The following is a 13,065-nucleotide window of genomic DNA, read 5'->3' as shown; positions in this document are numbered from 1 at the left end:
TCAGTCATACTTGAAGCAGTTAATTAAAATAAAAGGATTGCACAATGACGACCGTAATCATTCTGTTACTGGTTGCTGTGATTGTAATTTTTGCGGTGAAAGACATTCGCCTCAATCTTGTCACACGACCTACGTTTAGTATGTTTAAAAAAGTTTTGCCGCCGTTATCGCAAACAGAACGTGAAGCTATGGAAGCAGGTGATGTTTGGTGGGATGGTGAACTATTCAGTGGTAACCCTGATTGGCAAAAACTGCATCGTTTTCCTAAACCTGAACTCAGCGAAAAAGAACGCGCATTTATGAGCGAGCAAGTCGAAACCTTGTTAGCCATGCTTGATGATTATCAAATCGTGCAAAAAGATAAAGACCTACCAAAAGAAGTGTGGGACTACCTAAAAAAAGAAGGATTTTTTGCGTTAATCATTCCTGAAAAATTTGGTGGTCGCGAGTTTTCGGCGATTGCAAATTCAACCATCGTATCGAAAATTGCCACTAAGAGCTTAACCGCTGCGGTCACCGTAATGGTGCCCAATAGTTTAGGTCCAGGTGAATTACTCCTTCATTATGGTACTACCGAGCAACAAGAGCGTTGGTTGTCAAGCCTGGCTAAGGGTGATGATGTGCCTTGTTTTGCATTAACGGGTCCAGAGGCAGGCTCTGATGCAGGCAGTATTCCTGATACAGGGGTGGTTTGTAAGGGCATGCATAATGGTGAAGAAGTGATTGGTTTAAAACTTAACTGGTCAAAACGTTATATCACCCTTGCGCCAATTGCCACAGTGCTGGGTCTTGCATTTAAAATGTACGATCCTGAGGGCTTATTAGGAGATAAAAAAGAGCTTGGCATTACGTGTGCGCTTATTCCAACTGATCACGAAGGTGTACAAACAGGTGAGCGTCATTATCCGTTAAACATGGCATTTATGAATGGCACAACATACGGTAAAGATGTGTTTATTCCGCTTGATTGGATCATCGGTGGTGAAAAGGGCGCTGGTCGAGGCTGGCGTATGTTAGTTGAATGTTTAAGTGCGGGCCGCGGTATTTCGTTACCGGCACTTAGTACAGCCACTGGCCACTTGGCTTCAAGAATGACATCAGCCTATGCAACAGTTCGCCAACAATTTGGTGTGTCGATTGGCCAATTTGAGGGTGTCCAAGAGGCATTGGCACGTATTGGTGGATTAACTTACACCTTAGAATCAGCAAGGCTAATGACCGCAGGGGCGATTGACTTAAAATTGAGTCCGTCTGTGGTTACCGCTATAGCTAAGTACCATATGACTGAAATGGGTCGTACAGTAATGAATGACGCTATGGACATTCATTCGGGTAAAGGTATTCAAGTCGGGCCGAATAACTATCTAGCTCATGGCTATATGGGGATCCCGGTATCGATTACCGTTGAAGGTGCAAATATTCTTACTCGTAATTTGATGATCTTTGGTCAAGGTGCCACTCGCTGTCATCCGTTTGTTTTAAAAGAAATGGAAGCAGCAGCAATGGAAGACCATGATGTTGCCTTAAAAGAATTTGATTCATTACTACTGCAACATGTTTTATTTGCTGGCAGTAATGCAGGTATGGCATTTGTGCACGGTTTAACACGCAGTTACTTCGCTAAAGCCCCTGTATGTGGCGCAACTACTGTTTACTACAAACAGTTAAGCCGCATGAGTCGTGGTTTAGCATTTTGTACTGATGTTGCGATGCTAGTATTAGGTGGTGAGTTAAAACGCAAAGAGATGATTTCGGCGCGTTTAGGTGATGTGCTTAGCCACTTATATCTTGCTTCATGTGTACTGAAACGTTATGAAGATGAAGGACGCCAGCAAGCTGACCTGCCATTTGTGCAATATGCTGTTGAGCACTCGTTATTCTGCATTGGTCAGGCATTCGACGGCTTCTTTAAAAACTTCTCTAATCCTGTGGTTAATTTTTTACTAAAACGTATTGTGTTCCCACTTGGTAATCATTACCACCGTCCAAGCGATGAATTAGCTCAAACTATGTGTGAACACATGAGCAAACCAGGAGTCTTTAGAGATAGATTAACCCACCTTTGTTATGTCGATGAAAATGCAGGGACTGGTGTAATGGAAAATGCCTTTTTAGCCATGATTGATACTCATGAAGACTTTAAGCAGCTTCGTAAATGGCAAAAAGAAGGCACTATTGCCAAAAATCTTGAACTTGAGGGCGCAATTGCCGAAGCAAAAGAGAAAAACTTGATTAACGAAACCGTTGCAGAGCGCATGAATCAAGCCAATGAGCTACGTAAACAAGCAATAGCCGTTGATAACTTTGCACCCGGCGAGCTGTAACTTTTTGTAAAGTATAAATAAACTAAGCCTTGCATTTGCAAGGCTTTTTTATATTAGCCTTATAGGCCGTGAGTAATGACTTTTTCTGCTTCGCTGGCTGGCATGGGTTTCGCTTTTAAGAAGCCTTGACCAAACTTACATTGAGTTTGTTTTAAGATTGCCAATTGTTTTTCTGTTTCAATCCCTTCAGCAACGACATCAAGTTTCAACGATTGTGCTAATGATAAAATGGCATCAACCAAGGGGTTATGCGCTTTGTTTAAGTGGTCAATGAAACTTTTATCAATTTTCATTATGTGAATCGGTAATTGGTGTAAATAACCAAGCGCTGAGTAACCTGTACCAAAGTCATCTAAACACAGTTTCACTTCAAGAGGTTCAAGGCCCTTAATGATTTTCGTTGCCAGCTCTAAATTGCCAATAAGGCCAGACTCTGTGATTTCTAAACATAATGAGCCAAGTGGCAATTTATATTTTTTGTATAAGGAATGTATTTGCGCTACAAAATCTAGGCTCGCAAAATGACGCGATGATACATTCACGGTGATTCTGCCAAATGCTTTACCTTCAATTGTCCACTTTGCGATTTGCTTTGCAGCAAGCTCAAGCAAATGTAAATCTAGATTAATAATCTGGCCGGTGTCTTCTGCAACGGGAATAAAATCATTTGGCGAGACAAAGCCTTTACTTGGGTGGTGCCAGCGTACAAGTGCTTCAAAACCTACAACTCTTGTGTCTTGAATGGTAAAAATTGGCTGGTAGTAAAGCTCAAAATCGTCATGCTCAATACCATGCTGTAAATCATTTTCTATATCAGCATGATTTTTAAGTTTTTTACGCATGGTATTGTTGAAAAACTTAACCTTACCACGGCCAGATGACTTTGCCTCGTACATTGCTGCATCGGCATGCTGCAGTAGCTTGTATGCTTGGTCGCGACTGCTTTCACAAAAGGCAACGCCTATACTGGTAGATGCTTGCAATAGGTGGCCGTCAATATTGAGAGGCTCTGTTAGTACCTGTTGAATGCGATCTAGAGCATCATTAATTTGTTGTTTATCGGTGATGTTTTCCATAAAGATGGCAAACTCATCCCCCCCTAAACGGGCAAAGGTATCGGTATTGCGAATGGTACCTAAGATCAACTCACAGATTTTTACCAAAAAGTGGTCGCCAACCTCATGACCTAATGAGTCATTGATACTTTTAAAGCGGTCAAAGTCTAGATAGAGCAGGGCATGTTGGTGACGCTTATCGGCTCTTGCAAGGCGAAGGATCGCATGTTTAATACGTTCTATTAATAACGAGCGATTAGCAAGGCCGGTTAATTCGTCGTGAAGAGCGCGGTGCTCAAGCTCTTGTCTTGATAATTGACGATCTATTGCCATGCTAATTTGGCGGCTCACATACGTAAGTAAGGCACGGTCATGTTCGTCATAATGATAGCTTTTACTGTAACTTTGTACGGCGATAACACCACTAATGCGCTCATTTACTTTAAATGGCACACCCAGCCAAGACTCGGCCTGACGACCAACCATTTTAAAATGACCAGCATCAATATGCTGTTGAAATTCTTCTTTCGTAAAAAGTAAAGATTGGTCGATATTTAATAAGTAATAAGATGCGGTGTCTTTTAATTGTTCTTTCGATATTTTCTTATGCGCGTTAGAACGCACGCCTTCTTCGATAATGTAAACTAAATCAAGTACATCTAGTTGCTTGTCATACAGGCCAATGAAGAAGTTATCAGCCCTAAGTAAAGAGGTAATAATGCCGTGTAAAGATTCAAAGAAGCTATCTAGCTCGCTTGATTGATAGGTTAAGTTAGCAATTTGCAGCATCGAGCGTTCTAGCTTTTGCGCATCATTTAACTGCATCACGGTTTGCTGTAAGTCTTCTACGGTGCGAACTTGATTTATCTTGGCACTTAATAGATGCGCCACTGTTGATAAAATCTCTAAATGGGCGTCGTTGTAGTAATCTTTTTGCGGGTGCTCACAGTCAATGACACCCAGTACTTTTTCTTTATAAACTAATGGTACGCAAAGCTCAGAAAGAGCAGGGCGAGAGTCAGCGATATAACGAGGGTCTTCACTGACATCGCCAATCATTAACGGTTTACCAGTGCTTGCGACATACCCCGTAATACCTTGGTCAAAGCTAATTTCTGTTCGGTCGATATGGTAAGTATCGTGGCTGCTTGCTGTGCCAATAGACGCCATTTCTTTGAGGGTGCGAGTTTTGTCATCGGCTAGATAAATAACACACTCTATAAAACCTAGGCGGCTTACCACTTCTGACGTGACATACTCTAACAATTCTTCAACTGTGTCTAATTGCATCACAGATGATGAGAACTGATTAATAATATGTAGTTGGTCTGTTTTGACCTCAAGTGCAAAAGCAGCGTCTAAACTCTTAGGCATAGAATAAAAGGTAACCGAAATGTTGTATTAATTTATTACGTTAACCTACTATCAAACTATCCACAAAGTTATTTTCAAAAAAAACTGGAACTGGTGTAAACTAGGCACCTGAATATGAACTTGGGTAAATAAGCGAGATTATTTGCTCAATGTTTACGCTATCCCCCTAACTTTAGCCGTGGAAACAAGCAATGTCAGATTTAAATTCGATGCAAACTCTAACAATTACACGCCCTGATGATTGGCACATTCATTTACGTGATGGCGAGCAACTCGTTGATACCGTTCGTGATGCTAGCCGTTATATGGGTCGCGCGATCATCATGCCAAACCTTGTTCCACCGGCAACCTGCACAGACACTGCGTTATCTTACTATGAGCGAATTAAAGCTGCGGGCCCACAAGGTAACTTTGAACCATTAATGGTGCTTTACCTAACAGACAAAACTACACCAGAAGAAATCAAAAAAGCTAAAGCGACAGGTAAAATTGTTGCTGCTAAGTTGTACCCAGCTGGTGCGACGACCAACTCAGATTCGGGTGTAACATCAATCAAAAACATTTACCCTGTACTTGAGGCAATGCAAGAAGTAGGGATGTTGCTGCTAGTGCACGGTGAAGTAACCGATTCATCAATTGATATTTTTGACCGTGAGAAGGTATTCCTAGAAACAATTCTAGCGGACGTGGTTAATGACTTCCCGAGTCTTAAAATTGTGCTTGAGCACATCACCACGAAAGATGCAGTAGAGTTTGTTAATAATGCACCAGAGAATGTTGCTGCAACAATTACTGCTCATCACCTTCTTTATAACCGTAATCATATGCTAGCAGGTGGTATTCGCCCGCATTATTACTGCTTACCTATTCTAAAGCGTAACATTCACCAGCAAGCGTTAATTGGTGCTGCAACAAGCGGCAGCAAAAAATTCTTCTTAGGTACTGACTCTGCACCACATTACAAAGACAAAAAAGAAGCGGCGTGTGGTTGTGCCGGTGCATATACTGCACATGCAGCTATTGAGCTTTATGCAGAAGCGTTTGAAGAAGCGGGTGCTTTAGACAAGCTTGAAGGTTTTGCGAGTCACTTTGGCCCTGACTTCTATGGTATGCCACGAAACCAAGATACAATTACACTAGTTAAAGAGAGCTGGACAGTACCAGCAAGCTATAAACTAGGTGTTTCAGAAGTAGTGCCAATCAAAGCAGAAGCGCAAATGGATTGGCAAGTTAAGTAAGTTTTAGCAAGCTATAAATTGAGATTTAAAAGCCCATCTATTTGATGGGCTTTTTTCATTGATAATTAATTGTTTATAAATAGTACTGTCATATATTTTTGTTTAGGCAGTTGACCTTAAAATTATTTTCGATTAATAGAGCTAAAAGCAATTTAATGTGTTAGTCTTAAATTGCTTTGAGTTTTTGCGTATTGAATTTACGGATAATGTGCGGCTGTACGGTTACCGGTTTGGTTATTGGTTCTTCCTGTACTTTACCCCAAGTTTTTTGGGCATTCACTCAGGGAGGATAGAGCCATTATGGCTGAATTTTAATAATTGACTTACAGGAAAATTTGGTATGTCAAACACGGTTACTGGTAAAGTTAAGTTCTTCAACGAAGCTAAAGGCTTCGGTTTTATTGAACAAGAAAATGGCCCTGATGTATTCGTACACTTCAGCGCTATCACAGGTACAGGCTTCCGCACTCTAAGCGAAGGTCAGCAAGTATCTTTCGGCATCAAACAAGGTCAAAAAGGCCCTGAAGCTGAGAACGTAGAAGTAGCATAATTAATTATGCGAACCTAAGCATTTTGGTGAAACAGTTTCTGTTTCACCAAAAATTCATTTTTATCTCCTGCCAAACCCCGAGTTTTAACTCTCAATAAATAGTCATAAACTGTACCGAAATTATATTCCTCCAAAGGCATTGTTTAAGACTAAATTAATCAGCCAATAAGCTAGAACTTCGCATTCTATGTCCTAAAAGCTACTCTCCATAACTAAAGTATTATATGCTGTACCGATAGGATTTATTTAACATGACATCACCCGTTATGTTTAGTTTGTAGTTTTGATCGAACTCGAAAGTGAGCAGCTAAAAAAGTTTATAGTTATTTTTCACCAATCTAGAAATAACCCGCTAAACTTAAATTATCCACATGTGGAATAAATGCTGAGTAACTTATACTTGTTTGATGAAATATAATGAAGGTTTGCTAATCGATGAGCATAGGAAACAATATACTTTTGGTAGACGACCACCCGATGGTGGCAACAGCAATTAAAATGGTACTCGCTAAGTCTACACTAGTTAACGAAGTACAAGCTGTTGGAAGTCAAAAGGAAGCATTGCAGTTTTTAAAAAGTAATAATGTAGCGCTGGCAATTTTAGACATTGAGTTAGAAGACTCAGATGGCTTTAGTTTATATAAGCGCGCAGTCAGTAGTGGGTTTACTGGCAAAGTATTGTTTTTATCTGCTAAGCAAGACAAACATATTATTCGCACTGCAGCAAAGCTAGGCGCTCAAGGATTTGTTAACAAGGCCGAAAGCCTTGAAGATATCTCCTCCGCAGTTGAAATGATTTTGCGTGGCTATACTTTCTTTCCACAAGAGCACCTAATAGCGTCTGAAAAAGACATAGACGAGTTACTCACTGAACGTGAACTCGCAGTGATGAATTATCTACTACAAGGCTTATCAAACAAAGATATTGGTGAAAAACTTTTCATCAGTAATAAAACGGTAAGTACATACAAAGCGAAAATATTTGAAAAACTTGAAGTTGATTCAATTATCTCACTCGCTAAGCTAGTTAAAGACCGCGCCGTATTTTAACTCTCTCACCCGTAGCGGTGAGAGATTTCAACTCTCTCATTCTTGTGTTTAGTGTCTGATTTGGCTGCTTATTGAGCGGTTAGATGTATTGAGTGCATAAAAATTCTTCAAAACAGATTTTTTAGATGAACAAAGTGAATTTTTTTTTCATTTTTCTTCAGCACTTTCAGATTTCATAAAATGTTACATTTATGTTTAAGGTTGAACCTAATATGAATGCAATGTTCGCCAGTAAAGGGCTATAGAAGTACCACATGAATACCTCTGTTATATTTTTGTTAATTCATTGTTTTGGTTATTTTCATCTCAACGACGAGTCACCAAATTTTTCCGATGAAAGCCGAACATCAAGTTGACAGACTCTGAAGCATTTAGCATTATTGGAGAGTTGATATCTATTAAAAGATATCAGGGTTGTCCTCTTCGGAGGATAATTAAATTATAAAAGTAACATTACTTAATTGGTTGGGAACTATGTCTGTTAAAATCAGAAAGAGTCTTGTAGCATCAGCGTTGGTTGGCGCTTTTGCATTTGCAAGCAGCAATGTGATTGCAGATCCTTTGAAAGATGTGCAAGATGCAGGTCAACAAATTCAAAAGGCTGCTGTTAAGTCTCAAACTAAAATTGACAATGTATATGGTCAAACTCAAGAGCTAATCGCTGAGTACCGTAGCGTTGTTGACGAAACTGAGCTAATGAAGGTTTACAACGATCACGTAGCACGTTTGGTCGCTGACCAAAACGCTTCAATCGAATCGTTTGACCGTCAAATCGCAACTATCGATAACACGAAACAAAACGTTGTGCCTTTGATGTATCGCATGATCGATACGCTTGAGCAATTCATCAAAGCGGACGTTCCGTTCAATCTTGAAAACCGTCTTGCACGTGTTGAAAGACTTCGTGACATCATGGCGTCAGCATCAGTTACTACATCTGAAAAATTCCGCCAAGTTCTTGAAGCTTACACTGTTGAAACTGCATACAGCTCAGCTGTAACTGCTTCTCAAGGTACTCTTGAGATTGATGGTAAGAGCATCAACGTTGACTTCGGTCGTTTAGGTCGTATCACTTACGTAGCTCAGTCTTTTGACCTTAAGCACGCGTGGGTGTGGGATAACAACACTAAACAGTGGAAAGAATTAGGTGAAGAATACCTAAAACCTGTTAAAGAAGTTATCCGTATGGCGCGTAAACAAGCGACATTAGAACTTGTTAAACTACCAATTTTTGGCGCGGAGTAATCAATAATGAAGAAACTATTTAAAGGTTTTGCTGTTGCAGCAGTACTATCTGTTTCTGCAGGTACCGCGCTTAATGCACACGCAAACACTGATGCTTTAGACAAAATTCTTGAGCAAGTTAAGCAAGAACGTATCTCTGAAGGCAAATTAAATAAGCAACGTGAACAAGAGTTCCTTTCAGCTCGTGCTGACAAGCAAGCGTTACTTAACAAAGCTAAAAGCGACCTAGCTGCTGAAAAAGCACGTGGTGACCGTTTAGCTAAAGAATATGCTCAAAACGAAAATACTTTAGCTGAAAAAGAGCAAGCTCTTTTAAACGCTCAAGGTACATTAGGTGAGATGTTCGGTGTTGTACGTCGTGCAGCTGCTGATGCAATCGGTTCAATCGAAGCATCACTTGTTTCTGCTGAAAAACCAGGACGTGCTGAAGTACTTCGCTCACTAGCTGCTGCGAAAGAACTTCCAACTGTTCGTGAACTAGAAGAGCTTTGGATTTCTCTTCAAACTGAAATGACTGAGTCAGCTAAAGTTTCAACTTTCGAAACTGAAGTTGCAGGTCTTGACGGTTCATCTTCTGTGAAGAAAGTAACTCGTATCGGTAACTTCAACTTAGTAACTGACGACGGTTATTTAATCTACTCTCCAGAAACTAAAGCGATTCAACCTCTAGGTAAGCAACCTGATAGCTACATCCTAGCTGGTATCAGCGATTTAGAAGGTACTTCTGCAGATAACTATGCTGGCGTATACATCGACCCAACTCGTGGCGCGATCTTACGTATCAACACGCAGAAGAAATCACTAATGGAATACTACGAGCAAGGTGCTGAAGTAGGTTACATCATCACATTACTATTAATTGTTGGTCTACTTATCTTCATCGTTCGTTTCATTGATCTTGCGCTTACTAGCACTAAGATTAAGAGCCAGCTTAAAAACCTTTCTACTCCGAATACAAACAACCCACTGGGTCGTATTCTTAAGGTATACGCTGACAACAAGAATCAAGACGTTGAAAACCTTGAGCTTAAACTTGACGAAGCAATCCTACGTGAAACGCCTCGCATCGAAGCTGGTATCAACATCATCAAGATCTTGGCAGCAATCGCTCCATTACTAGGTCTACTAGGTACGGTAATCGGTATGATCCTTACGTTCCAAACAATCACATTGTTCGGTACAGGTGATCCGAAGATCATGGCTGGTAATATCTCTCTAGCACTTGTTACTACAGCGTTAGGTCTAATTGCAGCTCTACCACTTATCCTACTTCACTCAATTGTTGCGGGTCGTAGTAAGTCGGTTCTACATGTCCTTGATGAGCAAAGCGCTGGTATCATCGCTGCTCACGCGGAGAAGGAGAAAGCCTAATGCTAGTCCTGATGGAGATCTGGGAATCTATCAGGGATTTTGTTGGCACAGGCGGCCAGGTATTATACGTGGTCGCGATAGCACTCTTTCTTATGTGGGTTTTAATGATTGAGCGCTATTGGTTCCTACTAGCTGAGTTTCCTCGTATGACGAAGAACATTGTAGCTCAGTGGGATGCCCGCCAAGACACTACGTCTTGGTACGCACACAGAATCCGTGAAGCATGGATTTCTGAAGCGTCTGAAAAATTAGATCAGCGTATGTTGTTGATTAAGACATTAGTAGCTGTTTGTCCTTTAATCGGCTTATTAGGTACTGTAACGGGTATGATCGCGGTTTTCGAAACCATGGCTACTCAAGGTACTGGTAACGCACGTTTAATGGCATCAGGTATTTCAATGGCAACAATCCCAACAATGGCTGGAATGGTTGCGGCACTATCTGGAGTATTCTTTAGCTCACGTCTAGAAGCGAGAGCGAGAATGGCGAAAGCTAAACTTGTAGATAGCATGCCTCATCACTAGAGAGAGAATTAAATATGGCACGTAAACAACGTTTTCGTGAAGAAGAAGAAGCAGCGGTTGACATGACGCCAATGCTTGACATCGTATTTATCATGCTTATTTTCTTTATCGTAACTACATCGTTCGTTAAAGAGGCTGGTATCGAAGTCAATAAACCTAAAGCAGCTGCAGCTACGAAGCAAAAAAATGCAAACATTTTTGTTGCTATCCGCGCTGACGGTGCGATCTGGATTGATAAACAACAAGTAGACGTTGAGCGTGTATCAGCTAAGCTTGAAAGTTTATTAGCAGAACAACCTACTGAAGTTGTAATTTTGCAAGCTGATAAAGAAGCAAAACACGGCGTAGTAGTTAAAGTTATGGACCAGATCAAAGCGACGGGTGATAACCTTAAAATTTCAATAGCTGGAGATCAGTAATGATTCGTTTTCTGTTTTCACTGATTGCAGGTGGGGCAGTTACTTTCGGCTTGTTCTACTTCATGGCGTACCTCATCTCCGGTGGAGCTGATCGTGCGACTGAACAAAAAGAACAGATTGTAGTCGAAATTATGACGAATCCGCCTGAATCTAAGGTGCAGGAGAGGAAGCGTGTTCCGCCTCCGCCTCCGCCACCGCCAAAGCAGCCGCCTAAGCCGCAGCCGCCTCAGCCGGAAAACAGCAACCCGAACACTGGTGGTTTGTCATTTAATATGCCAAGCATCGATGTGGGTAGCACAGCTGGTGGCCTAAGTGGTCCAGGTGCATTTGGACGTGATGGTGACGCGACACCTATCGTTCGTATTGAACCAAAATACCCTACGCAAGCAGCGCGTGATGGTAAAGAAGGTTGGGTACAACTTTCATTCACTATCAATGAAGTGGGTGGTGTAGAAGATGTTCAAGTGATCGACGCAGATCCTAAACGTATCTTCGACCGCGAAGCTAAACGTGCGCTACGTAAGTGGAAATACCGTCCGAAAATCATCGATGGTAAACCACAGAAGCAATTTGGTCTTCAAGTACAATTAGACTTTAAACTTAACCAAGGCAACTAAGGAGGCGAGTAATGAGAAATTTATCTAAAGTAACTGCACTTGCGCTTCTTATGTCTCTATCAGGTGTAGCTTTCACTGCACCTGCTTTAGCGGCGCCAGATTACGCGAAAATTGAAGCGCGTAAAAAAGCAAAAACTAAAGTTATGGGCGAGCGCGTTGGTAAGAAAGTTATTAAAGCGTTTGACTTGTACAATGAAGATAAGCTTGATGAAGCGATTGCACTACTTAAAGAAATTGATCCTTCAGATGATTTCGATAAGGCAACAGTTGATCGTTACTTAGGTCAAATGTACGCTCAAAAAGAGCAGTACCAATTGGCTATTAAGCACATCTCAGCGGCAGTTAAGCCTGACGTTTTAAACTTTGCTGACCAAGAGCAAGGCCTAAAACTTCTAGGTGATATGTACGCGGGTACTGAGCAATATGCAAAAGCAAAAGAAGCTTATGCAGCTTGGATGGACTTCACAGGTGAGGAAGACGACAAAGTTTATACACGTATTGCGCAAGCAAACTACGAGTTAAAGCTTTACAAAGACGTACTTCCTGCTGCAGACAAAGCAATCGAATTGGCAAAAGAACCTGCTAAAGCTTCTTACCAATTAAAGCTAGCTGCCTATTTTGAACTTAAACAGTACAAAAACATGGTAGAAGTAGCTGAAGAGATTGTTCGTGTTTGGCCTGAAGACAAAAAAGCCTGGGTTGGTTTAGGTAAATACTACCTACAAACCGAAGACTTCAAGAAAGGTCTAGCGACCATGGAAGTTGCCTACAAAAATGGCTATTTTGAAAACGAAGTTGAATACAAAGTACTTTCTAACTTCTATTCGTTAAATGATATTCCTTACAAAGCAGCAGTCGTGCTTGAAAAGGCAATCAACGAAGAAAAAGTTAAGCGTAACAAGCAAAATATCAGTGCAGTGGCATCTAACTACCACCGTTCTAAAGATATTGAAAAAGCAGCTAAATACTATGAAGAAGCGGCTAAATTTGATGACGATGCAGAGCTTTATCGCAAAGCGGGTTCATTACTTTTACAATCGCAAAACTATAGTGCAGCCGTTGTTCGTTTGAACAAGGCATTAGAGTTAGGTTCTGACAAAAAAGGAACTATCTACTCTGATTTAGCTGAAGCTTACTACTACCAAGAGAAGTACAAGCAAGCTTACAACGCTATCACTAAAGCAATGGATGATCCGCGCACGCGTCGTTTCGCGAAGAGCTGGTCAACCTTCATCAAAGATAAAGCCGCTCGTAACGGTGTAAAAATCTAATTGATGTTGTTTTAAATTAAAAAGCCC

General features: G+C 41.0%; 11 protein-coding genes. 10 read left to right on the top strand and 1 reads right to left on the bottom strand.

Annotated features, from left to right (window positions below):
- Nucleotides 1–44: 44 nt before the first annotated feature.
- Nucleotides 45–2,324 carry an acyl-CoA dehydrogenase gene (locus AOG26_RS06530; protein ID WP_054561747.1) on the top strand — a complete coding sequence of 760 codons (2,280 nt, stop codon included), beginning with the start codon at nt 45–47 and terminating at the stop codon, nt 2,322–2,324.
- A gap of 59 nt (nt 2,325–2,383) precedes the next feature.
- Here AOG26_RS06530 and AOG26_RS06525 read toward each other — a convergent pair whose 3' ends face one another.
- Nucleotides 2,384–4,753 carry an EAL domain-containing protein gene (locus AOG26_RS06525; protein WP_054561746.1) on the bottom strand — a complete coding sequence of 790 codons (2,370 nt, stop codon included), beginning with the start codon at nt 4,751–4,753 and terminating at the stop codon, nt 2,384–2,386.
- A gap of 191 nt (nt 4,754–4,944) precedes the next feature.
- Between AOG26_RS06525 and pyrC the strand changes: the two genes are divergently transcribed.
- From pyrC to AOG26_RS06480, 9 genes are all read left to right on the top strand, one after another.
- Nucleotides 4,945–5,991: a dihydroorotase gene (gene pyrC / locus AOG26_RS06520; RefSeq protein WP_054561745.1), complete on the top strand. Its 1,047-nt coding sequence runs from the start codon at nt 4,945–4,947 to the stop codon at nt 5,989–5,991.
- 340 nt (nt 5,992–6,331) lie between these two features.
- A complete protein-coding gene (locus AOG26_RS06515) occupies nt 6,332–6,541 on the top strand; it encodes a cold-shock protein (RefSeq protein WP_036967526.1) in 210 nt (69 codons plus the stop codon).
- 435 nt (nt 6,542–6,976) lie between these two features.
- Nucleotides 6,977–7,591 (top strand): response regulator transcription factor, encoded by a 615-nt coding sequence (locus tag AOG26_RS06510; protein ID WP_063705929.1) that lies wholly within the window; start codon nt 6,977–6,979, stop codon nt 7,589–7,591.
- A 474-nt stretch (nt 7,592–8,065) separates the two neighbouring features.
- A complete protein-coding gene (locus AOG26_RS06505; protein ID WP_054551560.1) occupies nt 8,066–8,836 on the top strand; it encodes a DUF3450 domain-containing protein in 771 nt (256 codons plus the stop codon).
- A 6-nt stretch (nt 8,837–8,842) separates the two neighbouring features.
- The gene (locus AOG26_RS06500; RefSeq protein WP_054561743.1) at nt 8,843–10,207 is read left to right on the top strand and encodes a MotA/TolQ/ExbB proton channel family protein; all 1,365 of its coding nucleotides are present in this window, start codon (nt 8,843–8,845) and stop codon (nt 10,205–10,207) included.
- Nucleotides 10,207–10,731, top strand: coding sequence for a MotA/TolQ/ExbB proton channel family protein (locus tag AOG26_RS06495; RefSeq protein ID WP_054551558.1), 525 nt, complete (start codon nt 10,207–10,209; stop codon nt 10,729–10,731). The genes AOG26_RS06500 and AOG26_RS06495 overlap by 1 nt, the downstream gene beginning before the upstream one ends.
- A 14-nt stretch (nt 10,732–10,745) precedes the next feature.
- Complete coding sequence (locus tag AOG26_RS06490) at nt 10,746–11,150, top strand: ExbD/TolR family protein (RefSeq protein ID WP_054551557.1); 405 nt, start codon at nt 10,746–10,748, stop codon at nt 11,148–11,150.
- Complete coding sequence (locus AOG26_RS06485) at nt 11,150–11,767, top strand: energy transducer TonB (RefSeq protein WP_054561742.1); 618 nt, start codon at nt 11,150–11,152, stop codon at nt 11,765–11,767. The genes AOG26_RS06490 and AOG26_RS06485 overlap by 1 nt, the downstream gene beginning before the upstream one ends.
- 11 nt (nt 11,768–11,778) lie before the next feature.
- Nucleotides 11,779–13,038 carry a hypothetical protein gene (locus AOG26_RS06480; protein WP_054561741.1) on the top strand — a complete coding sequence of 420 codons (1,260 nt, stop codon included), beginning with the start codon at nt 11,779–11,781 and terminating at the stop codon, nt 13,036–13,038.
- The last annotated feature ends 27 nt before the right edge of the window (nt 13,039–13,065 follow it).

Source organism: Pseudoalteromonas sp. UCD-33C (genome assembly GCF_001306895.1).
Taxonomy (GTDB): domain Bacteria; phylum Pseudomonadota; class Gammaproteobacteria; order Enterobacterales; family Alteromonadaceae; genus Pseudoalteromonas.
Note: the sequence above shows the minus strand (reverse complement) of the source record. Positions and strands in the feature narration are given on the sequence as shown.

Coding starts and splice junctions, on each gene's coding strand:
- AOG26_RS06530 (WP_054561747.1), top strand. CDS start 45: ATGACGACCGTAATCATTCTGTTACTGGTTGCTGTGATTGTAATTTTT.
- AOG26_RS06525 (WP_054561746.1), bottom strand. CDS start 4,753: ATGCCTAAGAGTTTAGACGCTGCTTTTGCACTTGAGGTCAAAACAGAC.
- pyrC (WP_054561745.1), top strand. CDS start 4,945: ATGTCAGATTTAAATTCGATGCAAACTCTAACAATTACACGCCCTGAT.
- AOG26_RS06515 (WP_036967526.1), top strand. CDS start 6,332: ATGTCAAACACGGTTACTGGTAAAGTTAAGTTCTTCAACGAAGCTAAA.
- AOG26_RS06510 (WP_063705929.1), top strand. CDS start 6,977: ATGAGCATAGGAAACAATATACTTTTGGTAGACGACCACCCGATGGTG.
- AOG26_RS06505 (WP_054551560.1), top strand. CDS start 8,066: ATGTCTGTTAAAATCAGAAAGAGTCTTGTAGCATCAGCGTTGGTTGGC.
- AOG26_RS06500 (WP_054561743.1), top strand. CDS start 8,843: ATGAAGAAACTATTTAAAGGTTTTGCTGTTGCAGCAGTACTATCTGTT.
- AOG26_RS06495 (WP_054551558.1), top strand. CDS start 10,207: ATGCTAGTCCTGATGGAGATCTGGGAATCTATCAGGGATTTTGTTGGC.
- AOG26_RS06490 (WP_054551557.1), top strand. CDS start 10,746: ATGGCACGTAAACAACGTTTTCGTGAAGAAGAAGAAGCAGCGGTTGAC.
- AOG26_RS06485 (WP_054561742.1), top strand. CDS start 11,150: ATGATTCGTTTTCTGTTTTCACTGATTGCAGGTGGGGCAGTTACTTTC.
- AOG26_RS06480 (WP_054561741.1), top strand. CDS start 11,779: ATGAGAAATTTATCTAAAGTAACTGCACTTGCGCTTCTTATGTCTCTA.